The organism is Paenibacillus sp. YIM B09110 (assembly GCF_037167145.1).
Lineage (GTDB): Bacteria > Bacillota > Bacilli > Paenibacillales > Paenibacillaceae > Pristimantibacillus.
On record NZ_JBANSP010000010.1, the window covers coordinates 148,342 to 172,535 of the forward strand.

General features: G+C 48.9%; 21 protein-coding genes. 2 read left to right on the top strand and 19 right to left on the bottom strand.

Translation table 11 applies throughout. The features are described from left to right. Nucleotide 1 precedes the first annotated feature (1 nt). From V8F51_RS16645 to metH, 5 genes are all read right to left on the bottom strand, one after another. Entirely contained in the window at nt 2–814 is an 813-nt protein-coding gene (locus V8F51_RS16645) for a TIGR01457 family HAD-type hydrolase (protein ID WP_337101413.1), read from the bottom strand. A 52-nt stretch (nt 815–866) separates the two neighbouring features. Beyond that, entirely contained in the window at nt 867–2,165 is a 1,299-nt protein-coding gene (locus V8F51_RS16650) for a ribonuclease H-like domain-containing protein (protein ID WP_337101414.1), read from the bottom strand. Beyond that, nucleotides 2,162–4,447: a DEAD/DEAH box helicase gene (locus V8F51_RS16655; protein WP_337101415.1), complete on the bottom strand. Its 2,286-nt coding sequence runs from the start codon at nt 4,445–4,447 to the stop codon at nt 2,162–2,164. The genes V8F51_RS16650 and V8F51_RS16655 overlap by 4 nt, the downstream gene beginning before the upstream one ends. A 270-nt stretch (nt 4,448–4,717) precedes the next feature. Next, entirely contained in the window at nt 4,718–5,656 is a 939-nt protein-coding gene (gene rnz / locus V8F51_RS16660; protein WP_337101416.1) for a ribonuclease Z, read from the bottom strand. Nucleotides 5,657–5,769: 113 nt separating this feature from the next. Beyond that, the gene (metH, locus tag V8F51_RS16665; protein WP_442956442.1) at nt 5,770–9,234 is read right to left on the bottom strand and encodes a methionine synthase; all 3,465 of its coding nucleotides are present in this window, start codon (nt 9,232–9,234) and stop codon (nt 5,770–5,772) included. A 116-nt stretch (nt 9,235–9,350) separates the two neighbouring features. On the opposite strand from metH, the gene V8F51_RS16670 reads away from it, so the two are divergent. Then, the gene (locus V8F51_RS16670; RefSeq protein ID WP_337101418.1) at nt 9,351–9,899 is read left to right on the top strand and encodes a 1,2-dihydroxy-3-keto-5-methylthiopentene dioxygenase; all 549 of its coding nucleotides are present in this window, start codon (nt 9,351–9,353) and stop codon (nt 9,897–9,899) included. Nucleotides 9,900–9,976: 77 nt separating this feature from the next. Here V8F51_RS16670 and V8F51_RS16675 read toward each other — a convergent pair whose 3' ends face one another. From V8F51_RS16675 to V8F51_RS16690, 4 genes are all read right to left on the bottom strand, one after another. Beyond that, on the bottom strand, nt 9,977–10,765 hold the full coding sequence (locus tag V8F51_RS16675) for an HAD family hydrolase (RefSeq protein WP_337101419.1): 789 nt from the start codon (nt 10,763–10,765) through the stop codon (nt 9,977–9,979). 24 nt (nt 10,766–10,789) lie between these two features. Then, on the bottom strand, nt 10,790–11,296 hold the full coding sequence (locus V8F51_RS16680) for a hypothetical protein (RefSeq protein ID WP_337101420.1): 507 nt from the start codon (nt 11,294–11,296) through the stop codon (nt 10,790–10,792). Nucleotides 11,297–11,631: 335 nt separating this feature from the next. Then, entirely contained in the window at nt 11,632–11,823 is a 192-nt protein-coding gene (locus V8F51_RS16685; RefSeq protein ID WP_442956444.1) for a DUF896 domain-containing protein, read from the bottom strand. 179 nt (nt 11,824–12,002) lie between these two features. Further along, nucleotides 12,003–12,329 carry a LysM peptidoglycan-binding domain-containing protein gene (locus tag V8F51_RS16690; RefSeq protein ID WP_337101422.1) on the bottom strand — a complete coding sequence of 109 codons (327 nt, stop codon included), beginning with the start codon at nt 12,327–12,329 and terminating at the stop codon, nt 12,003–12,005. Nucleotides 12,330–12,536: 207 nt separating this feature from the next. Between V8F51_RS16690 and lexA the strand changes: the two genes are divergently transcribed. Further along, complete coding sequence (lexA, locus tag V8F51_RS16695) at nt 12,537–13,157, top strand: transcriptional repressor LexA (protein ID WP_307201327.1); 621 nt, start codon at nt 12,537–12,539, stop codon at nt 13,155–13,157. A 420-nt stretch (nt 13,158–13,577) separates the two neighbouring features. On the opposite strand, the gene glnA is transcribed toward lexA, so the two are convergent. The 10 genes from glnA to hfq all read right to left on the bottom strand — a co-directional run bounded on the left by glnA (nt 13,578) and on the right by hfq (nt 24,183). Next, on the bottom strand, nt 13,578–14,906 hold the full coding sequence (glnA, locus tag V8F51_RS16700; protein ID WP_337101423.1) for a type I glutamate--ammonia ligase: 1,329 nt from the start codon (nt 14,904–14,906) through the stop codon (nt 13,578–13,580). Between the two features lie 50 nt (nt 14,907–14,956). After that, complete coding sequence (locus tag V8F51_RS16705; protein WP_337101424.1) at nt 14,957–15,370, bottom strand: MerR family transcriptional regulator; 414 nt, start codon at nt 15,368–15,370, stop codon at nt 14,957–14,959. Between the two features lie 61 nt (nt 15,371–15,431). After that, entirely contained in the window at nt 15,432–16,727 is a 1,296-nt protein-coding gene (locus V8F51_RS16710) for a methionine gamma-lyase family protein (protein WP_337101425.1), read from the bottom strand. 38 nt (nt 16,728–16,765) lie between these two features. Further along, the gene (hflX, locus tag V8F51_RS16715) at nt 16,766–18,061 is read right to left on the bottom strand and encodes a GTPase HflX (RefSeq protein ID WP_337101426.1); all 1,296 of its coding nucleotides are present in this window, start codon (nt 18,059–18,061) and stop codon (nt 16,766–16,768) included. A gap of 25 nt (nt 18,062–18,086) precedes the next feature. After that, nucleotides 18,087–19,073, bottom strand: coding sequence for an AAA family ATPase (locus V8F51_RS16720; RefSeq protein WP_337101427.1), 987 nt, complete (start codon nt 19,071–19,073; stop codon nt 18,087–18,089). A gap of 109 nt (nt 19,074–19,182) precedes the next feature. Beyond that, nucleotides 19,183–19,857, bottom strand: coding sequence for a YdcF family protein (locus tag V8F51_RS16725; RefSeq protein WP_337101428.1), 675 nt, complete (start codon nt 19,855–19,857; stop codon nt 19,183–19,185). Further along, nucleotides 19,854–20,411, bottom strand: coding sequence for a DUF402 domain-containing protein (locus tag V8F51_RS16730; RefSeq protein WP_337101429.1), 558 nt, complete (start codon nt 20,409–20,411; stop codon nt 19,854–19,856). The genes V8F51_RS16725 and V8F51_RS16730 overlap by 4 nt, the downstream gene beginning before the upstream one ends. A 232-nt stretch (nt 20,412–20,643) precedes the next feature. Then, nucleotides 20,644–21,279 (bottom strand): peptidylprolyl isomerase, encoded by a 636-nt coding sequence (locus tag V8F51_RS16735; protein WP_337101430.1) that lies wholly within the window; start codon nt 21,277–21,279, stop codon nt 20,644–20,646. Then, a complete protein-coding gene (locus V8F51_RS16740) occupies nt 21,279–23,783 on the bottom strand; it encodes a PBP1A family penicillin-binding protein (RefSeq protein WP_337101431.1) in 2,505 nt (834 codons plus the stop codon). Before V8F51_RS16740 ends, V8F51_RS16735 begins: the two co-directional genes overlap by 1 nt. Nucleotides 23,784–23,937: 154 nt before the next feature. Continuing rightward, nucleotides 23,938–24,183 (bottom strand): RNA chaperone Hfq, encoded by a 246-nt coding sequence (gene hfq, locus V8F51_RS16745; RefSeq protein WP_307201349.1) that lies wholly within the window; start codon nt 24,181–24,183, stop codon nt 23,938–23,940. Nucleotides 24,184–24,194: the final 11 nt, after the last annotated feature.

The following is a 24,194-nucleotide window of genomic DNA, read 5'->3' on the forward strand; positions in this document are numbered from 1 at the left end:
CTTATATCCCTCTATGTGTAGAAATATACGAGCGAAGCTCATCTAATTGTTCGCAAATGACGTCCGGCTTGCAGCCGGCTTTCTCTGCATAATAGTCGTAATTATCACGATTGGTTAACCCTGTCAGGACAAGTATCGTGCCGCAGTCCGAAGCATGGCCGGCTGCAATATCGGTAGCGATATTATCGCCGATTACCCATGTTTCCTCTGCCGATTGACCTAATCGGTTCAACGAATAGTTCATTAGAATAGGCGATGGCTTTCCTATTATGACAGGTTGCTTGCCCCCAGCGGCGGCGAGCATGGCGCCAATCGAGCCTGCTCCCGGCTGCAGCCCGTTCTCAGTAGGCAGCAGCAGATCGGGATTCGTCATAATTGATGTGGCGCCTTCCAAAATATAACGTACAGCCATTGCCAATCGAGTATAATTGAATGCCCGATCAATCCCTTGCAGCACATAATCCGGTTTGTCCTCGGTTATCGAGAGTCCAGCCTCGCTGACCGCCTCTCGAAGCCCTTTCTCTCCAATGACAAATACGGAGGCGCCGGGCGACTGCTCAGCAATATACGATGCAGCAGCCTGTGCGGAGGTGCATACATCATCCGCTTCCGCCATGACACCCATCGCTCGCAGCCTGTCGGCTACTTCCTCTGGCGTCGCGGACGAATTGTTCGTCACATATTTGTAAGCAAGGCCGCTGTCTCTTAATTCGGATATGAGAATGTCAGCATGCTCAATTCGCTTCGAACCATGATAGATTGTACCGTCCAGATCAATTAGTAGACCGCTCATCGTTCGCTGTTTGGTTGTCATTGCGGTATACCTCCTTAAGTCCTAAGAAAAACAATTGCATGTTATGCAACAGCTATTTAAGATAACCATAGCGTTCTGCCTTGCCCGTCAACCTTGATATTCGTTTGCGAAGCGCTTCCAGCTCCGCAGACTTCTTTTTATCCCGTCGCTGCAGCGGCTGGCTTCCCATATGCTCGAGCGCTTCCCGCGCATATTGCAACGCTGTATGAAAGTCTTTCTGCTTATGCTCATAATACATGGCCAGTTCCGTGCAAGCTTCAATTGCGTAAATGCCGTATGCATGCGATGAATGAATAATGACCTTCTGCCACAATAACACAGCGCGCCCCCAATTTCCAGCCTTCTTATCGCGCGCGGCTAGCATAAGAAGCGCCGATGGCGCTGCGATTTCGGAGTGAACGGCCTGCTCGAATAGGATGTCTGGCAGCTTATAGCTCCCCATTCTCTCGAGCCATAATCCTGTTCGTACCATTTCCTCCGGTTGATCGGGACGCAGAAACGTCGCAGCATCCATATCGTCTAGCAAATGACCGAATCGAATCGCTAAACTCACAAGCGACAGCATATCGATCTCATTATGACGGAATACGCCTTCCAGCGTATCGGGATCTCCCGTTGCAAGAAATTCGAAATAAAGCTGCGGAGCAAGAGAACCCGGCACATCGTCTAAACGAGTAATGCCTAGCCGTTCCTCTTCGACATGGCTTAGCTTGCAAGACGCAAGCGTATTTCTCCATATCGACCTAGCCGGATGCAAAAAATCGAGATGCAACGGTTGCCACATCCCCCGATGAAATCCGTTCAAAATAAATCGATTTTGCATGACGGGCCAATCGAAAGTTTTGCCATTATAGGTAGCCAAATACGTATAATCGTGCAGCTTCTCCGCTAAATAAGCAAGCATGGCTCGTTCCTCCGCGGGATGCCTGATAACCGCTTGCTCTACAATAATCGAGTCTTCACCTAGATAGGCAAGCCCTACCATGAACGGTACATTGCCTGTTCCAACGCCAAGACCCGTCGTCTCCAGGTCAAGAAACATGATTTGATTCGCTTCCGCAATCTTGTCATCGCCGGGATGAAAGGCTATCAGCTTGCCGGCAACGAGGCCAAGCTCCGATAACGTATGTGTTCCGTGCCGATAATGAAGCGGATATACGATCTTGCGCAGCAAAAATTGTCCCGTCTCATTCGACTGCAGCTGAACGCCAAGCTTCTTCCACTTCGGCGATAATTCTTCTACTTCTTCATCTAAAATAACTTCAGCTTTATCTACTTCCTCGAACGTCTTCGTATCCTCGCTTGCGCCATTGCCGCGCAGCCGGTTCATCCGATTCCGAAGGCCGCTCATGGCGTACCTCCCGCTTCATTAAGAAGGTCAAGCGCCTGCTGCTTGCCGAGCAGCCCTACCTCTTCAATCGGTCCTACACAGGCCGGACAACCGCTCAAGCAGGAACAAGATTGAATAACTGACTTCGCCTGCTCGATCAGCGCATCGTGCACCTCGTACAGCCGTTCACTTAGACCTATGCCACCCGGATAACGGTCGTAAAAATATATCGTCGGTCGCTGCGTATGGACGGCTTTCACCTGCGGCACGACGCGAATATCGAACGGATCGCACATTAAGTAAAGAGGCGCGATATGCACAAGTACATTCGCTATGCCGAGCAGCGCATATTGCATTTCGTTCTTGCTCTTGCGTGCCGCCGCCTCTTCGCTGAACGAGAACCAATAGCCGCTCGTATGAAGCTCCTCCTCCGGCAGATGAATCGGGCCTGAGCCGATATTTTCATGCGTGCGAAGCTTGATTTTCTTGAAAATGGTCGCTTTCGCATTGACGGTGACCTCGCCGTACTGCCGGACGAGCTCCCCTGCTTCACGTTCCTTATCCACATGGAGCACCTTAAGCTCCACAGCTAAGTTCGCATCCGTATAGTAGTCGACGTTTACTTCGCGAACATAAGCTTTTTTCTCCGGATAATCCAGCTTCTCAACTTGATATTGTACACCTTCATGAATATATATCGCTTCCTCATGAATAAGCGTAGGAGCGCTGAACCGATCAACCTCGCCTAACACGCGGCTGCCGTTCGAAATATCGATAATGACAAAATTCTCTTGCGCCGCCGAACGAAGCGAAATGTTATGAGCGGGGAACGACTGCTCCATCCAGTACCAGCGTCCGCCAGCCTTATGCAGTACCTTCTCTTCTACGAGAAATTCCATCATATCCTCAAGCGACTCGGAGCCAAACCTCTCTCCAGCCTCGAAAGGCAGCTCATAAGCCGCGCATTTCACATGATCGATCAATATAAGTAAATTATCAGGATGAATGAGCGCTCGTTCAGGCGGCCGGTTGAAGAAGAAGTCCGGATTCTGAATCATGTATTGATCGAGCGGATTGCTGCTTGCAACCATGAATGTTACAGAACTCTCTTGCCTTCTGCCTGCTCGTCCAGATTGCTGCCAAGTGCTCGCCACCGTGCCCGGATAACCATTCAACACACAAGCTTGAAGCTGACCGATGTCGATACCAAGCTCCAGCGCGTTCGTGCTGACGACACCTCGAATCTCGCCTGTTCGCAAACCATGCTCGATCTCGCGTCGCAGCTTCGGCAAATAGCCGCCCCGATAGCCCCGTATCGTCTTCGCTTCCAGCTTGTCTTTAATAATATCCTGCAAATAAGTGAGCAGCAGCTCAACCCTGACACGGCTGCGAGCGAAAACGATGGTCTGAACGCCCTGCTTCAATAACATGCCGGCCAGCTTCTGTGTCTCTAGCACACTGCTTCGGCGGATGCCCAATTGCTTGTTCACAACTGGCGGATTATAAAAAACAAAATGTTTTTCGCCCATCGGAGCGCCGTTATTATCGATTAATGCTACGCTTTCACCAATCAGCCTCTCCGCGTGGTCACGCGGATTGTCGATCGTCGCTGAGGCGCAAATGAATTGCGGATTAGACCCGTAAAATTTGCTGATACGCTTCAATCTGCGAATGACGTTAGCTACATGGCTGCCGAATACGCCGCGATAAGCATGAACCTCGTCAATGACGATGAATTTCAAATTCTCGAACAGCTTTACCCACTTCGTATGATGAGGCAGAATCGCTGAATGGAGCATATCGGGGTTCGTTACAACGATATGCCCTGCGTTACGAATTGCGGTTCTTACCGTCGGCGGGGTGTCGCCGTCGTACGTATGCGTCTTAATGTCAACTTCCATCAGATCTGCCAGCTTTTGCATCTCCGTCACCTGGTCTTGAGCCAACGCTTTCGTCGGGAACAAATACAGTGCCCTTCCCTCTTCGTTGTCCAATAATGATTGAAGGACAGGCAAGTTATAGCAAAGCGTCTTGCCCGACGCTGTCGGTGTGACCGTAACGACATGCCTTCCTTCGCTGACAGCCTGGAACGATCCCGCTTGATGCGTATATATTTCACTTATTCCCCTCGCTTGCAAAGCACCCTTGAGCGCAGGATGCAGACGATCCGGGAGAGGAACTGTTCGTGCTTGTTTCGGTTCAATGGTGCGCCAATGCGTCACATTGCCCATAATCTCGTCGTTTTGTCGTATATGCTGAAGCCATTCCTCAAGGCTTGATGCTCTGCCTGTCCAACGGTTCATGACCGTTCACTCCTCGTTAACCCCATATTGCTTTTTATTTTACAGAATACATGTTCGTGCTGCAATTTTATTTTTTGACATATTCTCTTAATGCTCATAGCAGCCCTTGCCATCTTAGCTTTTGGTCGTCGCCATATAGGGTCTCGGCTTCTATTATTCCCGTCGATCGCTAAAGCAGTGAGCTTGCAACTATACGCAACAAAAAAAGACATACAGGCGAGCTGCCTATATGTCTTTTATTACGGGCTCCATCATCTGCGATTTCTGCGGCTACTCCCGCCTCTTAATCTCTATGCACTTAAGATCAGTAGCAGCAACAGTTTGCCCACCAAACAACCGCTTAGCTTCCTCTTCCAGCTTTGGCAAATCTTCATTGTGATAGCGGCCGCTGAAATGAGTCATAACCAGTATACTAGCTCCTGCCTCGGAAGCCGTACTTGCAGCCTCAATCGTAGTGCTATGGCCGAATAAATGCGCCTTCTCCTCCATCCCTTCGGAGAAAGTAGCCTCGTGAACGAGAAGATCAGCGCCTATTGACAGCTCGAGAGCATTCGGAGATGGCGTTGTGTCACCGAGTATAGTTACGATTCTACCGGGTAAAGCAGGCGCCGTAACTTCATTCGCGTAAATAGTCGTCCCATTTTGCAGCGTAATATCATGTCCTTGCTTAAGCAAACCATATTGCGGACCGGCTGCAACGCCTAGCTGCATAAGTTTATCAACGAGCAGCTTCCCTGGCTGATCTTGCTCGACAATACGATAACCAAAGCATGGAACACGATGAATCAGCGTAGATGCCACAACAGTGAATCGTTCATCTTCAAAGACAAGCTGACCGTCCTCTTCATCCAGCTCTATAAATTGCAGCTCGTAGTCGAGTGTCGTTCCGCTAATCTCGAACACCGTCTCGATGTAGCGTCTTAACCCGCGAGGCCCAATCAAACGAAGCGGAGTGATTCCTCCATCAAACGAGCGTGTGCTTATCAAGCCTGGCAATCCATAAATATGATCGCCATGAAGATGCGTTACGAAGATCGTAGTCAGCTTGCTTAATTTAAGCGGCGTCTTCATTAGTTGATGCTGTGTTGCCTCACCTGCATCGAACAGCCACCAATCACAGCACGGCTCAGGCAACTGCAGCGCTATCGAGCTAACATTACGATGCTTGTTAGGACGGCCTGCGCCAGTCCCAAGAAACCATATGTGCACTGCCTATTCACCTCGCTGCATAGCATGTATATTCGTTAATGCCTATGAATGAAGCCCGACAGATCGGTTATCGAACCGTTGCAGGGCTTCATTACTATCTATAAAGATATCGTTTATACTTTCTCGACATTGAAGTATTGCGCCTCTGGATGTGCGAATACCATCGCAGATACCGATGCTTCCGGCTCCATCATGAAGCCTTCCGTCAGTTGTACGCCGATGTCCTCAGGTTTCATAAGATCAAATAATGGCTCTTGATCCTCCAAATTCGGACAAGCCGGATAACCGAACGATACCCGGATACCTTGATAGCGTGCGCCGTGGCGCTGCTTCATCGTCATCTCTGCAGGATCCGGATAACCGCAAATGTCGCGCATCATATGATGGACGCGTTCAGCCATTCCTTCCGCTACTTCAAGCGCTACGGATTGCAACGCATGGGAACGCAAGTAGTCGCCGTTATCCTTCCACTCATTCGCAAGATCTCGTATGCCTTCGCCAGCCGTAACGACGAGGAAGCCTACATAATCCATTACGCCGCTCTCAACCGACTTCAAGTAGTCAGACAAGCAAAGGAACGGTTCAACCTGCTGACGCGGGAATGTGAAACGCTTAATCTCTTGCGTCTGATCCTCAGGATTATAAATAATAATATCGTTGCCCGACGATTGCGCAGGGAAGAAGCGATACATGCCATGCGTGCGAATGATTCCTTCAGCACTGCCGCGGCGTAAAATCTCGTCAACAGTAGACTTGAGTTGTACAGCCTTCTCATTTCCTTCGGCAAGCAGATTGTCGACATTTCCTTTCAAGCCGAGGTGATGACCGAGCAGCATCTGCATATTCACGTAAGGAATTACATGAGGAATTGGTACATCCCGCAATACATGGCGTTCAAGATCTGGCGGTGCGAATACCGGCGCATCCGGCGATATTTTGGAACGTACCGCACGCGTAAGCTCAGGCATCTTTTTCTTCTCTTCTTCTACTTCGCCGCCCGATGCTTTATACGCAGCCATCTCCTCTTCCATACGCGTACGATGCGTAGGGTCCATGAGCTTATTGGCAATATCGAGTCCATCCATTGCATCCTTCGCATAGAGAACAAGTCCGTCATATTCAGGACCGATTCTTGTTTTCGTAAATTTACGCGTGAGCGCAGCGCCGCCGACCAGAATCGGCGCATCGATGCCCGCATTGCGCAAATCTTGCGCTGTGATGACCATCTGCTGAGCCGACTTTACGAGAAGACCGGATAAGCCGATAGCATCGACTTTCTCATTTCGGTAAGCTTCGATAAGCTGTTCGGGCGGTACTTTAATGCCGAGATTTATTATTTTATAGCCGTTATTTGATAAAATAATCTCAACGAGGTTTTTGCCGATATCATGAACATCGCCCTTAACCGTTGCAAGTATGATCTTGCCTTTCACGGACGATTCATTTTTCTCCATGAATTGCTCCAAGTAGCTGACGGACGCCTTCATGACTTCAGCGCTCTGAAGCACCTCGGCCACAATGAGCTCATTATTGTTGAACAGACGGCCAACTTCCTCCATCCCTCTCATGAGCGGTCCATTGATAACTTCCATTGCCGAATATTTCTGCAATGCTAATTCAAGGTCAGGAATCAAACCTTCCTTCGTTCCCTCAATCACGTATGAGCCAAGACGCTCTTCGAGGGAAAGATTCGATATTTTCTCCTTCTTCTCGACCTTCTTGTCGCGGAAAGCAGCTACGAAAGAAGCCAACGTCTCATCATTCGTATTGTAGATCAGCTCTTCGGCTAAACGGCGCTCTTCATCAGGAATAGAAGCATAACGTTCCAGCTTCTCCGTATTCACGATTGCATAGTCAAGACCTGCCTTAGTCGCATGATACAAGTAAACCGAGTTCAGCACTTCACGACCCGAGTCTGGCAAGCCGAAAGAAATATTGCTTAGACCAAGAATTGTTTTTGTCCGTGGATACTTTTGCTTGATCATGCGAATGCCTTCGAGCGTTTCAACAGCCGAGCCGATATATTGCGGATCGCCTGAGCCAACCGGGAACATGTTCGGGTCAAAAATAATATCAGCAGGGTTCATGCCGTATTTATTAACAAGCAAATCATACGAACGATCCGCCACTTCGAGCTTCGCTTCACGCGAAACAGCTTGTCCTCTTTCATCGATAAGAATCATGACGACAGCAGCGCCGTAACGGTGAATGAGCGGCAATATTTTCTCGAATTTGGACTCGCCGTCCTCTAAGTTAATCGAGTTGATAATGGCTTTGCCTTGAGAATACTTTAATCCTAGCTCAATAATATGGTCATAAGTGGAATCGAGCATTAGCGGCGCTTTAATTTTCTTGACGACCTGCGGCAAAAACTGATGGACGGCATAAGTCTCATCAATATCCGTATCCTGCAAGTTAATATCAATAACATGCGCTCCGCCTTTTACTTGCGCTCTTGCAATTTCGGAAGCTTCGTCGAACTTCTCTTCCTTAAGAAGCCGTTTGAACTTACGCGAACCGGAAATATTCGTACGCTCGCCGATCATAATCGGGCGGTTATCCGCTTCGATGAATACGGTGTCGATACCTGATACCGCATCCGGGTGCTCGCCCATCTTCAAACGCGGCGTATAGCTTGCCATCGTCTCCGTCAAAGCGCGAATATGCGCAGGCGTCGTGCCGCAGCAGCCGCCAGCAATATTAAGCCAGCCTTGTTCAGCAAATGCCGACATCTTCTTAGCAAGCGATTCCGGCGATTCATGATAATGGCCATTCTCATCCGGTAATCCTGCATTCGGATAACAGCTAATTGCAGCATTCGCAATTTCACTCAGCGTACGGAGATGGTCACGCATAAATTCAGGTCCAGTCGCACAGTTTAAGCCAATCGAGATTGGCTTCAAGTGCTCCAAGGAAATATAGAATGATTCGATCGTTTGACCAGCGAGCGTCGTGCCCATTGGTTCGATCGTACCCGAGATCATAATTGGCAGCTCAACGCCAAGTGCATCGAACGCATTGCGAATGCCGATACTGCCAGCCTTCACGTTAAGCGTATCCTGTGATGTTTCTAGAAGCAGGGCATCAACCTGTCCTTCAATTAGCGCTATCGCTTGCTCGTAATAGCTCTCTACCAGTTCATCGAACGTAACGCCACCTGTTACGGAAAGCGTCTTCGTCGTTGGTCCGAGCGCTCCTGCAACATAACGCGGCTTGTCGGGCGTACTATACTTGTCTGCCGCATCACGCGCAAGCTTAGCCGCAGCGAGGTTGATTTCTCTAGCTTTCTCCGGTATATCGTAATCGGCAAGCACAACGCTAGTCGCGCCGAACGTATTCGTCTCCAGAATGTCTGCTCCGGCCTCGAGGTATTGCTCGTGAATCAACTGAATTACATCCGGACGAGTTAGAACGAGCATTTCGTTACAGCCATCAAGCTCTGGACCGCCAAAATCATTTTCATTCAGGTCTGCTTGTTGAATCATTGTACCCATAGCGCCATCCAAAATAAGTATGCGCTCTTGCAGCATTTGTTGTATGGTTGGTTTAGACAATTCGTACACCCTTCCCAAAATCATTAACAATTAGTTTATCAGAATCGCTTAGGACTGAAAAGCAAATCCATCGACATCCGTCATCATTTGTTTTATAATTATTATATCATTTAATTTCTATTGGAAAAGAGGGAATGATCATGGCTGAAATTAGAATTCGCAATACCGAACAACGTATCTCCGGCGAAGAGAACGTCCGTGCATTTCTAGAACAACAGGAAGTTCTATATGAACATTGGAATACAAGCAAGCTTGCTCCCGAGCTGCAAGAAAAATTCATTCTTTCTGATGAAGAGAAGCAGCAAGTGCTTGCTACTTATGCTGAGGAAATTAAAGATCTCGCTGAACGCCGCGGCTACAAAACTTGGGACATCATTACATTGTCCGAAGCAACGCCTAATCTGGATGAGCTTCTCAAGAAATTCGAGAACGTCCATACACATACCGAAGATGAAGTTCGCGCTATTACAGCTGGCAAAGGCATCTTCATCATCAAAGGCACTGACGATGTTGGTTACTTTGATGTTGAGCTTGAAGCAGGCGATGTCATTTCCGTACCGGAATACAAGCCGCATTTCTTCACGCTAATGGATAACCGCCAAATCGTCGCTGTTCGTTTGTTCATCGAAACAGAAGGCTGGATCGCTCATCCATTCGCTGATCCGGTATTCGAAACGGACAAAGCGTAACGACTCGAATTCAATAATGCAAGCCCCTCATGCTGCAGCTTTGCCGTAGCCGAGGGGCTTATTTTTTTTTTATTCTATTATTGCTCCAGAATTTGCAGCAGCTCTTCCAGATGCTTAATTTCACAAGTAGGAATAATATCGTCATTCCGAACCATATCGTGGCGATTAATCCATACGGATGTCATGCCAATCGTATTGGCTCCAAGAATATCGGTCGTAAGTTTATCGCCGACCATGATGCCATGCTCCGGCTCGATGCCAAGACGCTCAAGGGCATGCTTGAAGATCGATGCGGCCGGCTTGCCTTCACCGAACTCGCCCGAAATAATAATATGATCGAAATAAGGAACGAGCTGAGGAACCCCAGCCAGCTTCTCGCGTTGCAAATCCGGCGAGCCGTTCGTTAACAGCAGCAGCTTGTACTTCCCTTTAAGTGTATCCAGTACGCGGAAAGTCTCGTCGTAAACGATCGGACGCGACCGGCGTTCAGCAGGGAATTTCTCAGCTAGCTCAGCGCCAAGCTTAGGATCATCTATACCAAGCGCTAGCAGCCCCTTCGTCCATGCTTCTCTGCGATAGCCTGGCGCAAGACTTTCCAGCTTGCGGAATTCCTCTTGCTCTCCCTCACGGAAGTTCGCCCACAAGCCTTCGAATGGATTGATGCCAATCATCTTCGTGAATGGGAACGTCTCATAAGATTCGTACAGCGCCCGCGCTTCGCGGCGAACCGATTCTTCAAGTGCAATAACGTCTACGCCAGTTAGGTCAGCAGCTGCCTGGCAGGTTGCTTCGAATGCTTCTTTCACACTGCGGTCATCCCACAGTAAAGTGTCGTCTAAGTCAAATAATACAGCTTGCTTTGCCATAATAATCATTACTCTCCCATGCCTTTATTTTTGCTGAAATGAAATACCGTTCGCTTGCGCGAACAATTTAAGCTTCTCATTAATTTCATCTGTAGGGTAACGGTTAATCAAACGCGAGAAAACCCAATTACCGCCTTTTTGCGGCTCAATGACAACATAACCAGGCTGCGTGCTAATGCCTTTAATGGAAGAAGCCGTCAGACGCTTGTCCCCCATCATTCGACGCGTCTGTACATAGTCCTTACCAATTTGGATATAAGGACGTCTTAAGAAGAACAGACCTGCTAGTACGACATAACATGCAATGGTTACATAAAACATCGTATCGATCTGATAGTCCTTCTGGCTTTGGATCAGAATAACATACAAGCCGATGAACAGCAGAAGAAGAATCGGCGCAATATAATTGCGGCCGACGATTTTAACCGCTTTCTCGCCGTTTAGTACGATCGAGCCTTCACCATGTTTTTTGCGTTGTTTGTTAACTTGACTCATGTTTTTGCGCACCTTGCGCTCCCAAGAACGTGACAAACTTATTCCTCCTACTTCGGCCTACATCCGCAAGCCTGTCTATTATGCGAACAATCTCAATTATCCTAGCGGACGCTGGAACTTTGTAATAACCGGTTCGGTTCGGATAATCGTCAGGCAATGCGCTAATTTCATTCAACTTGTCCCAAATATCGACAGGCATCTCTCAGTTCACCGTGCCCATATTTCCCTCGAAGTGCGCTAAGGAATTCACGGTTCACCCGTGCCCTCTCGCCAACATTCGAGGTCAGACGACCCTCCGTCGGAATGTCGCGATTGTATCGTCCTGTTAGGAAGCCGCCACCGAGAGGCGCCCAAGGGATAATCCCAGACGCTTAATGCTTAACGTTATCCTGGTCCTCGTCCTCAACATACTTAATCGTATCGAGCTGCTGTCTGAAGTTGCTCTTAAAGTTGTTCAAATACTGCCGGCGAAGCTCATCACGTTCGGTCGTTTCCTCGTCGGTCAAGCCTACCGTTTTATTTTTCCGAGAAAGCTCGTTGATCCGCGCTATTAACTTATCCATATCCATATTTAACGATATACTCCCCTCATGCTGTAAATGTTCTATCCTTTACTTTGACATTTTCAGAGCGTAATTGTCAAGGCGGCACTTGCATCATGTACGCAAAAAGAGAAGCTGAAATAACGAAAAATAGAGCATCAAACCGTCCCCGGTTCAGATGCTCTCTGCTTACAAGTACATTATATAGAAGGAATAACAAGCTTCTGCCCCGGATACAGGTCCGTCGACTCTAGCCCATTACGCTCCTTAATCAAATAGATGACGTATCGAATATCTTCCTTCTCACTGGCAAAACGATTAGCGATCCCCCACAATGTATCGCCTGTAAATACGGTCACAAGCTCCTCGTTGACCGCAGCAACAGCGTTCTTGCTGCCGGATGCCTTCGTACCGATCAATAGAAAGCTCGTAAACAAAAGTACGAACAGCATTGCGCATACGATCAGCTTAAGTGCATGTCGTCTCAGTGCAACCGCATATCGCTTATATATAGGACTAACCTTCATCTCTGGTTGCGTATGTATTGTTCTGTAAAAACTTGGACTCATCATCATCTCTCAGCACCCCAAACGTTTGTTCTGTTCTGAGAATAACACGAACAAACGTTTGTAGTCAACACAAAAATACGAACCTTTGTGCTTAAGAACTTATGTTTGTGCGAACCCGGGTTCTGTGCTATACTTTTGTACAAACATACTAATGGAGTGATCGCAGTGTCGAAGATTTCCAGCCGACAACAATCTATTCTTGATTTCATTAAGAATGAGGTCCGGGAGAAAGGCTACCCGCCTTCCGTCAGGGAAATCGGCGAAGCCGTCGGATTATTATCCAGCTCGACTGTACACGGTCACCTCGACCGTTTAGAGAAGAAGGGCCTTATCCGCCGCGACCCTACCAAACCGCGCGCTATTGAAATTTTGGATACGGAAGGCGTGGACGGTATTATCCCGCTTGCCGTCGCTAAAGTGCCAATCGTCGGTAAAGTAACAGCCGGCGTGCCGATTACAGCTACTGAGAATATTGAGGACTACTTCCCTCTTCCATCGCATTTTGTTGGTGACAGCAGCGTCTTCATCCTGAACGTTGAAGGAGAGAGCATGATCGAAGCCGGTATTCACGACGGAGACTACGTCATCGTTCGCCAGCAGCGTACAGCCAACAATGGCGATATCGTCGTTGCTATGAATGAGGATGACGAAGCTACCGTTAAGACGTTCTACAAGGAGAAGAACTACATACGTCTCCAACCGGAGAACTCCTCCATGCAGCCGATCCTACTCCAGAACGTGACGATTCTCGGTAAAGTCATTGGATTGTTCAGAGATATACACTAATCATTGAGCCACCAACAAGAAGAGGAAGAACGACAGCCAAGCGCATCGTTCCTCCTCTTCTTTATATTGCTTTACTGATATTAAATACGATTTATCGTATAAACCAACCTTACAGATAGACCAAAACAAGGGTTTTAATCGAAATATCGTACAATACCATCGGCTGCGTGGATGAATTAACCTCTTTTGTGTGATAAATCGTATAAGTTTTGTCACTTTACGTCTTGTTTTACTGGTCTTGTGTGTAAAATCATATAAATTGATATCAAATCTAAATTGGTTAACAGTTAATCGACAGTCTCGGAAATCCAATTAATAATTCTAAACTCATCTTTATATAGACCCAAAATTATGACAGAAAAACCCGCTAAGATCTCTGCCTTCGCAGAAGCCATAGCGGGTTTTAGTTGATCCTATTGATTAATAAAGCGTCAAGTACTGATCGCGTTCCCATTGGTGAACTTGCGTACGGTACATGTCCCACTCGATCTCTTTAAGCTCGTAGAAGTGAGCAAGCGCGTGCTCGCCTAGCGCGTCGCATACGACATCGCTGCGAAGCATTTCGTCAAGCGCTTCCTTCAAATCGCCTGGCAAGCTCGGTATACCTGCGTCCAGACGCTCTTCCTCTGTCATAATGTAGATGTTGCGGTCTGTCGGAGGAGGAAGCTCCGTTCTGTTGTTAATACCGTCAAGGCCCGCTTTCAGCATTACCGCAAGTACGAGGTAAGGGTTAGCCGCAGGATCTGGGTTACGTACTTCAACGCGCGTGCTGAGACCGCGCGAAGCCGGAATACGGATCATTGGCGAACGGTTGCTCGCTGACCATGCTACGTATACCGGCGCTTCATAGCCCGGTACGAGACGCTTGTACGAGTTAACTGTTGGGTTCGTAATCGCAGCCATTGCACGTGCATGCTGCAGGACGCCTGCCATATAATAACGAGCAGTCGCGCTTAGACCAAGCTTGTCCTTCTCGTCATAAAATACGTTCGTATTCCCTTGGAACAACGATTGGTGACAGTGCATGCCGGAACCGTTAACGCCGAACAACGGTTTTGGCATAAAGGATGCATGAAGACCATGCTCGCGTGCAATCGTCTTAACGACGAGTTTGAACGTTTGGATTTGATCCGCTGCGCGAATCGCATCCGCGTATTTGAAGTCGATCTCATGTTGCCCTGGAGCAACCTCATGGTGAGAAGCTTCGATTTCGAAGCCCATCTCTTCAAGCGTCAATACGATTTCACGACGGCAGTTCTCGCCCATATCCATTGGCGCAAGATCGAAATAACCGCCCTGGTCGTTCAATTCCGTTGTAGGCTCGCCTTTTTCATCGGTTTTGAATAAGAAAAATTCCGGTTCAGGACCAACATTCATTGCTGTATAGCCCATTTCTTCAGCTTCTTTAAGCGCACGCTTCAAAATACCGCGCGGGTCGCCTGCGAACGGCGTGCCGTCAGGCATATAAATATCACAAATCAGACGCGCAACACGGTCTTGTGTTACCCATGGGAAAATAACCCATGTGTCCAGATCTGGGTAAAGATACATGTCAGATTCCTCAATACGAACATAACCTTCAATGGAAGATCCATCGAACATCATTTTATTATCGAGCGCTTTCTCAAGCTGGCTTACCGGAATTTCGACATTCTTGATCGTTCCAAGCAAATCGGTAAATTGCAAACGGATGAAACGTACATTCTGTTCTTTGGCAATTGCTTTGATGTCCTCTTTAGTGTAACCCACACTATCATCTCCTTTGTTTGCGTTTCAGTATGCTTGTTATTGTAGCAAGACTATCGCTTGTTTAAGAAGCGAGTCAGTTGTCCTTGGATCAATGACGCTTGACCGCCCGGTCTCTTCTCAAGCAACTGCTGCTTGAGCATACGGTGAAGCTGCGCATCCGAAAGCTCGCGCCGCTTGACCTCGGATTGCTCGCTTACGATTGTCGCATCGTCCGATTCCTTTGAAACCGGATTCATGACTTGCTTAATGCCGGCGATGTTAACGCCCTTCTCAATCAATGATTTAATTTCTAGTAGCCTCTCAACGTCATTAAATGAAAACAATCGTTGATTCCCTGCTGTTCTTGCAGGCACGATCAGTTCATGCTGCTCGTAATAGCGGATTTGGCGGGCCGTTAAATCCGTAAGCTTCATTACGATGCCAATCGGAAATAATGCCATATTTCTGCGAATATCATCAGCCATGTCGCATCAACCTTCCAGTCGCTCTTTTATATGTTCATTTTAACGTTGCACCCGAAACGTGTCAAGTTATGTAAGGTTTAATCACAATTAACCCTTTCGAAACAAGCTGTTTCAATGCGGTTAAAACGCCGTATTTGGCATGGGCATAAGTAAGTCCCCCCTGCATGTAGGCAATATACGGATCACGTATCGGAGCGTCTGCGGATAACTCCAAACTGCCGCCTTGAATGAACGTACCGGCCGCCATGATGACGGCATTCTCATAGCCCGGCATGTCCCACGGCTCTGGTACGACATGCGAGTCAACTGCCGCTGCTTGTTGAATACCCTGAACGAATGAGATCAAATGCTCGGCTTGTCCGAATCGAACCGCTTGGATCAGATCGGTGCGCGGTTCGTCCCAGCGAGGTTTCGTCTCGAAGCCTAGTTGTTCGAATAAAGCTGCCGCAAGAACACTGCCCTTCACAGCTTGTCCGACCAAATGTGGCGCAAGGAATAAACCTTGATACATTGGCCGCAGCGTGCTTAATGTTGCTCCGACTTCGCCTCCAATACCCGGGGCAGTTAACCGGAATGAAGCAGCTTCTACGGCTGCTGCCGTACCCGCAATATATCCGCCGGTCTCGGCAAGCCCTCCGCCGGGATTTTTGATTAGCGAGCCTGCCATCAAATCAACGCCTACTTGGGTCGGTTCCAGCAGCTCGGTAAATTCGCCATAGCAGTTATCGACAAATACGAGCAGGTCGCTCCTAATCGCCTTTACTCGGCTAACGATATCCCCTATTTCGGACACCGTAAAAGAAGCTCGCCAGCTATATCCGCGCGAGCGCTGAATACCGATTACTTTCGTCTCGGGATTAATCGATGCTTCAATCGCCGGCCAATTCAGGCCGCCATCTTCTAGCAGCGCCACCTCATTATAGATAACTCCCCAATCCTGCAGCGAGCCCTTGCCGTCACCCGGCTTGCCAATGACTTTGTGAAGCGTATCATATGGCTTGCCTGTAACGTACAGCAACTCATCGCCAGGCCGAAGCACTCCGAATAAGGCACAGCTTATCGTGTGCGTGCCCGATACAAAGTGAGGTCGTACAAGCGCAGCTTCAGCGCCCAGCACATCGGCGTAGACAAGATCCAGCACTTCCCTGCCGCGATCGTTATAGCCATATCCGGTAGAACCGTTAAAATGAAAATCGCTCACTTTATGGCGCTGGAAGACTTGAATAACTTTCCACTGATTTTGCTCTGCTATTCGCTCGATTCGGCGAAAGGCGGAATTCGCGCTAAGCTCCGCCGCCTCCGCAAGCTCTTCAAGCTGCTTCCAAACTTTTTGTTCATCCTGATGCTCTTGAACCACCGCTATCTTCTCCTCTTCCGCTTGCAACCAAATTTTCGTTATTTCACATACGCCTTCAACGGCTGTCCGTGAAGCGAGTATTGCTGTCTGCTTACTTGAACCGTCAGACTTAAGCTGTCTTCCCCAACCTGCTTATCCACAACCTCGCCGCTGCGGTAAGCAAGAGCAATCAAATCCCCTCGCTCAGCCGGTAATACGAAGACTAGCGTATCGCCCGTCAGTTTATCTTGGATAGCCTGCCGCAGCAGCGCGAGATCATCTGCCTCATAGGCGCTTATTACAATATTATCGCCGGATGTACGCGGTAGAGCATGAATAATATTGTTATTATCTGCAAGAAATAAATCCCTTTTGTTATACAATCTAATCTGCGGTTTGCCAGCAGAGCCCAGCTCCTCCAGAATACGATCTACGACAGTAATCTGCTCTTCCCGCATAGGCGAGCTGCTGTCGATAACATGCAGGACGAGATCGGCTTCATTGACCTCCTCCAGTGTAGCACGGAACGCAGCAACAAGATCATGCGGCAAATTTTGTATAAAACCTACCGTGTCGGTCAATATAACCTCTCGCCCATTTGGCAGACCAAGTATACGCGAAGTCGGATCGAGAGTTGCGAACAGCTGATTCTCCACGTAGACATCCGCATTCGTTAGCTCGCGCAACAATGTCGACTTGCCTGCGTTCGTATAACCAACGAGCGCTACTTGCGTTACTCCAGCCTTCTTGCGACGCTCGCGGTGCAGCTTTCGATGGCGCACGACCTCCTCCAGCTGCGCTTTCAGATCTGCGATTCGCCCCCGAATATGCCGGCGGTCCATCTCCAGCTTCGATTCACCTGGTCCACGCGTGCCAATGCCCCCGCCTAGTCTCGACAAATTACGGCCATGGCCGGATAAACGAGGCAACAAATAGCTGAGCTGCGCCAGCTCCACTTGAATGATGCCCTCTCTGGTCTTCGCCCGTCCGGCAAAAATATCAAGAATAAGCTGCGTACGGTCTACGATCTTGAGGTCGAGCGACTCTTCGAGATTGCGCACCTGAGCGCCGGACAGCTCTTGGTCGAAGATCGCGGTAGTGGCGCCAAGCTCTTCAGCGGCCGCCTTAACCTCTTGCACTTTGCCTTTGCCGATAAACCATCGTGAATCGGCACTATCTTTATTTTGTTTAACCGTCGTCAGCACTTCTACGCCAGCTGTCTCCGCCAATTGAATGAGCTCCTGCAAGGAATGCTCCGGATCACCGCCGGATCGTTTGCCTTCTGAGGTGACGAGCGTAATTAGGATCGCTTTTTCATGCAAGCCGGTGTTCGTATCATAGGTTTTTTCGCTCATATTATGCTCCTCTTGGGAACGTCGCTTACGCTTTCGACTCCCATCTCAGATCCTCTGGACGTATGGTCATTAATTCCTGCTTGCCGGGAATAGAGTTGGCATATTGACTAAGAAGCCGCACCGCCTGATAGCGAATCGCCTTCTCGATCGTATTGCGCACATATCTCGCGTTGCTGAACGAAAACATGGCATTCAGCTTCTCTTGCATGAGATGCTGGCGGAGCTTGAAGATGGACTGAGGCTGCATCACATAATCCCGATCCTTAGCCATCATCTCGGCTATCTGAACGAGTTGATCGATCGTATAGTCGGGAAACTCGATCTGGATCGGAAAGCGTGACGGCAAGCCGGGATTCGTTAACAGGAAATTCTCGATCTCAGCCGGATAGCCGGCGAGTATAAGAACGAATTGATTCCGATGGTCTTCCATCGCCTTCACCAACGTATCAATCGCTTCCTTGCCAAAATCCTTCTCCCCGCCTCGCGCAAGACTATATGCTTCATCGATAAACAGAACGCCGCCAATCGCCTTACGTACGAGATCACGCGTCTTCTGTGCCGTATGGCCGATATATTCGCCTACCAGGTCGGCACGCTCAACCTCGATCAAATGACCTTTGGTCAGCACGCCCATCTTTTGCAGCAGTTTCGCCACGATGCGGGCGATTGTTGTCTTGCCGGTGCCGGGATTGCCTTTAAAAATCATATGGTACACATGAGAGCCCCCGAATAAGCCCGCCTCAGAGCGCATTCTGCTCACATATAGGAGCGCGTATATCTCATATACTAACGATTTGACGTTATCCATACCGACCATAGGTTCAAGCTCTTTTTGAATATCGGCAAAGTGATCCACGCTCGGCAACGGCTTGACCGCCAGCTGCGGCTCCGGCTCGTAGACTTGCGCTGCTGCAGCTCCTTGTACCGGCTCCTGACCTCGAAGTACAACGTTAATTTGGCGAGACGGTCTAGTAGATCCGCTGCTCGTGCCCGTTACAACATGTCCGTTCATCTGTCGCATCACCAATCCTTTCAAGTGCAAGGTGAAACGGCCATCGCCTTATGGCAGCGTCTGCCCGCACTACAAGCTTATTCTAGCTTGGCTGCGCATATTAGCAGATTTACAGCATCGGATCAGGTGAGCGAAATCCGAACAGCAACAGTATCGAATCGAGCTTCCATTTCGTAAAAGCGAGCACTTCGCGCGATTCGTTATAGACCGGGTTCAGCACTTCAGACTTCGTACCCGCAACCTGCGCATCGGCGAACTTCAAGTGTTTGGCGATTGAAGCCGCTCTGGCCGCATGATAATCATGCGTAATAATGATGAAGCTGGAATAGTTATGGTCATTTGCAATAGCTTGGCTATTGCGCAAATTTTCATACGTACTGTGCGACTTGTCCTCTAGCAACAGCTTGTCGCTTGTTATACCTTTTGCCAAAAGATAGTCGCGCATACCCTCAGCCTCCGACTTCACAGCACCGTTCGCGTCATGGCCGCCCGATAATATAAGAAAATCTACCTTGCCCTCTTCATACAGACTATAAGCATACTCGAGCCTTTCACGAAGCGCAGGACTCGGAGCATTCCCCCACATCGCAGCGCCTAGCACAATACCGGCATCTGCTTCTGCCAAGTTATCGTTAACGTGGTTATTTATTAACCACAATAAATAACCACACCATAGAACCAAAGCGACTAACAGCCACGCGGACAAACGAAACAAGAGCAGCCACGGCCGAAACTTGTTCGTTCGTTTGCGTGGTCTGCTCTTCTTCTGTGCAGCTGCCTTCATGATTCACTTAGCTCTCCGGCACGCTCCATCAAGCTCTTCCGATGCTTGAGGCTCAGCGTGAAATACCGGAACCTGCCGTTGCGGATGCTCGACAGCAATCGTCCTGCCGTCTTGCGCGCAAGCGCAACATCCTTGTTGTTCACATCGCCGGATTTATGTGCGTCCTCCAGCTCATCCTCATCCATGAGGAAAACCTCTCCGCTTGGCAGGACAACGACGTCCAAATAGAGGTCATCGAACCACGGTACTTGTTGATCGGTCAATCCTTGCGTCTTGCATACGTCGATATACCATTGCACGACTCGGCCCTTATCATCGAACATCGTCGTTACGACGAAATGTTCGCCCTTGGGAAAGTGCTGCATCCACAAATACCCGCGATCGGCTAAGCAATAACGACGTCCGTTATACTCTTTCCACAACGGCTCGCGCAGCTCGTGTATGCGGTAAAACGTTACGAGGCCCTTGAACTCATCGCCATCCAGCGCTAGGCATGAATAGCTCTTGCGCAAAATGCGCCTCCAGTTGGCCCGGTCAGAAAATTTTCTCTTCATGCGGAACGTACCTTTCCGTTCATTTGGGAAAAGCCCGCAAATGAATGCGAATGCTCCTCTTTTCTCATGATCCATCTTACGCGCACCATACGACCATCAACAATGAATTTACACTATAAAAAAAGATTACCATATCTTAACGCTCTTCTCCAGCAGACTATGAAAATAAACCAAGCTTTCAATTTAAAAAACGAAAATCGCCGTCCGCAAAGGACGACGATTCCGCAAACTGCTATGATTCTTGAATGGTGATCGATTCAATGAGTATCGTTTCGACCGGTTTGTTATCCTTGACAGGCGCCTTCGCAATGGCTTGTACGATATCCATCCCGCTCTCAACCTTGCCAAAGATGGAATAGTTCGGTGCTTTGTTCAAGTTAGCGGCGTCATCGCCCGTACAAATAAAAAATTGACTGCCCCCGGTGTTAGGAGCACTGGCATTCATCATTGCAAGCACACCAGGCTCGTAATTCAAATCCGTGTCCAGCTCATCGGGAATGGTGTAGCCCGGCGTTCCCGTACCGTCACCTTTCGGATCGCCGGCCAAGATCATGTAGGATTCAATAATGCGATGAAAGCTAAGTCCGTCGTAGAACTGTTCTTTGGCTAAAAAAATAAAATTATTAACCGTTACAGGCGCTTCGTTCGCGAAAAGCTTAACAGTAAACTCGCCTTTGCTTGTTACGAATGTAGCTGAGTACTCTTTATTGAGATCGATGGACATCTCAGGCATCTTGTCCCAGCTCATCGTCTTCTGTGCATGGTCGCCATCCTTGCCGTTCGATTTCCCACCGCAGCCTGACAATGTCAGAGCTGCGGCAAGCAAAACAATCAAACCGGCAAAGCTGGCTTTCAATCCTATCCTCATTACAACCCACCCGTTTCTGCCGTATTCCCGTCCTCCCCTGTATTTCCAAGCGTATTGCTATTACCTTGGCCGCCATTCTGACCGCCGTCACCTGAATCTGGGGTAGGGGTAGGCTCACCGGTTCCTTCATCCGGATTGCCTGGCTGTTGTGTTGGTTCTCCTGGCAAGTTCGTGCCGCCGTCACCGTTGCCGTTGCCATCACCGTTGCCGCCGTTAGTTCCATCGCCTGGATCGATATCATCGCTTGGCGTTGGCTCCATCGGAATATCCGGAATTTCGATTTCCGTTTCAGGAATGGCTACCGATACTTTAGCCGATGGCGTACCTTCCTGATCCGATTCGGCATCGTACGACGTCACGTAATACTCGTACGTCATGCCCGGGAAAACGCTCATATCGTCGACACTCGTATTTATCGAATCAACGAAATGGATAAACTCCGCTTCTGAAGCTTCCTTGCGGTACACCTTGTACGTCATGCCCTCTTCCTCTGGCTGATCCCAAGTAAGATAAACCTTGGCTTCTTCCGGCAAGTAAACCGCGTTGAAGTTCTGAATACCCACTGGCGGCTTCTCGTCCTTCACGCCTCCCGGTTGATTGAAGCTGGAGCTGGACATGCCTTTCATTGCCGGTTCCATCACCTTAGCGAAGAAAGCAGCTGCCTGCGGGCTTCCCTTCTCCAAGACATGCGTCGCATTTGTTTTATCGTATCCCATCCATACCGCCGCTGTCCACTCCGGTGTATAGCCGACGAACCAAGCGTCGCGTATACCGTTACCCTTATAGCCTTCGCTTGCCGGAATACCGTGTTGCGTCGTTCCTGTCTTGCCTGCAAGCGCCCGTCCGAAGTTCGCTTTCACCCCGGAGCCGCCTTTCTCAACAACGGCTTGCAGCATTTCGGTCATATACCATGCTTCCTGTTCGGAAATCAATTGCTTGACAGCAGGAGCTTTATACGTGTAATTAGCTTGTTTGCCGCCTTCGATCTTCCGAATCGTATGGGGATCGACAGACTTGCCGCCATTGGCAAATACGCTATATGCGGTTGCCATCTGAAGCGGCGTGGCTTCAATCGTTCCAAGCGCAATGGCAAGATTGTTATTGTCTTTCGTCACTTCAAGCCCGAACTTCTCCGCATAAGAAATGCCGCGCTTTACGCCAATCTCGTTCAGTGTCCATACAGCAGCCAGGTTGCGGGAGTCCTTCATCGCCTGCTTCATCGTCACAGGAACAGGCCCCCACTTGTCTCTCGGACAATAATTGCTGCCGAAACATTTCTTGTCATTCTTAAGCTCTGTCCACGGGAAATACTTGCCAGTTGCTATCGCTGGTCCATAGACCGAGATCGGCTTGATCGTCGATCCGCTTTGGCGTTTCGCTACGACGCGGTTCGTTCCCTTGATCACATAGTCGCGTCCGCCGGCCATCGCCTGAATCGTGCCGTCGCGATGATCCATAATGATCATCGCCGCTTGGGAGATCTGTTCATCGGAACTTTGCTCAAAGTTGTCGTCGTTGTTGAAAGCCTTGTCAACGGACTTCTGCGCTTGCTGGTTAAGAGACGTATAGATTTGATAGCCGCCAATCCGAAGTTCTTCCTCCGACAGCTTCGTTTTCTCCATCGCTTCTTCAACAACGTAATCGACATAAGCCTGATAAACGTCCTGATTGTCTTGTTCGACCTTCTTAGGAGGCACGTAGTCGACGGCTTTCGCCTCCTCCATCTGATCCAGCGTAATATACTTCTGATCGTACATCAGCTTAAGAACGACGGCTCTGCGCTCCTTCGAATTGATTGGATGCTTGATCGGATTGTAACTGTTAGGCGCCTTCGGCATCGCTGCAAGCGTTGCAGCCTCCCAAAGCTCCAAGTCTTTAACATCCTTATCAAAGTAATATTCCGAAGCACGCTTGACTCCGTATATCCTTCCGCCGAAGAAGATTCGGTTCAAATACATCGTCAAAATTTCCTGTTTGGACATTTGCTGCTCAAGGGCAACCGCGATCGATGCTTCCGTCGCTTTACGGAAAAACGTTTTGTCCGCGCTCAGGAACACGTTTTTGGCAAGCTGCTGCGTAATCGTACTGCCGCCTTCTACAGCGCTGCGAGCGATGACGTCCTTCACAACGGCCCGTCCGATCGCGAAGAAGTCGATACCGGAATGCTCGAAGAAGCGCTGATCCTCCGTCGCTACAACTGCATCAAACAATAACTCAGGAATTTCCGAGAATTCCGCTACGTCGCGAGTCTGCACCGGATCGTACAGCCTTGCAATCTCTTTGTCGTTCTGATCATAAATGATGGAAGCTTCACCGAAATCGAGCTTGCTTCCATTTTCCTCCAACAAACGTTCGCCGTTCAAAATAATGAACAAATACCCAATAATCCCGCAAACGATTGCGATTACGACTGTAAAAAATAATCCAAAAAACAATTTGCGACCTGATATTTTTTTCTTTTTCCCTTTTTTCGTTGCCGTTTTTCTTCGTGGTTGTTCAGCCATTGCTGATTCCCCTCCTGCCATCCGTATGCTGTCTCTGTTTTTTATGCTTCCCACGAAATGAAAAGAGCAACCCAGCTTCGAGCGGGTTGCTCTTGCATGCCGCTATCTAATTAAACGTGACACCTAATAAGAAAGTTTCACATACTGCCGAGTCTTAAGCGTCCGAGCCGCTTTGATCCTGCTGCATGAGCGATACGTTGCGCTGCGGGGTGAACGTCGATATCGCATGCTTATAAACCATTTGTTGACGGCCTTCGCTGTCAATAATGATTGTAAAGTTATCGAATGCTTTAATAACGCCCCGAATTTGGAATCCATTCATCAAAAAAACCGTGACCGGTATACTGTCTTTGCGAAGTTGGTTTAGGAAAGTATCTTGAATATTGATTGATTTGTTCATTGGACGTTACC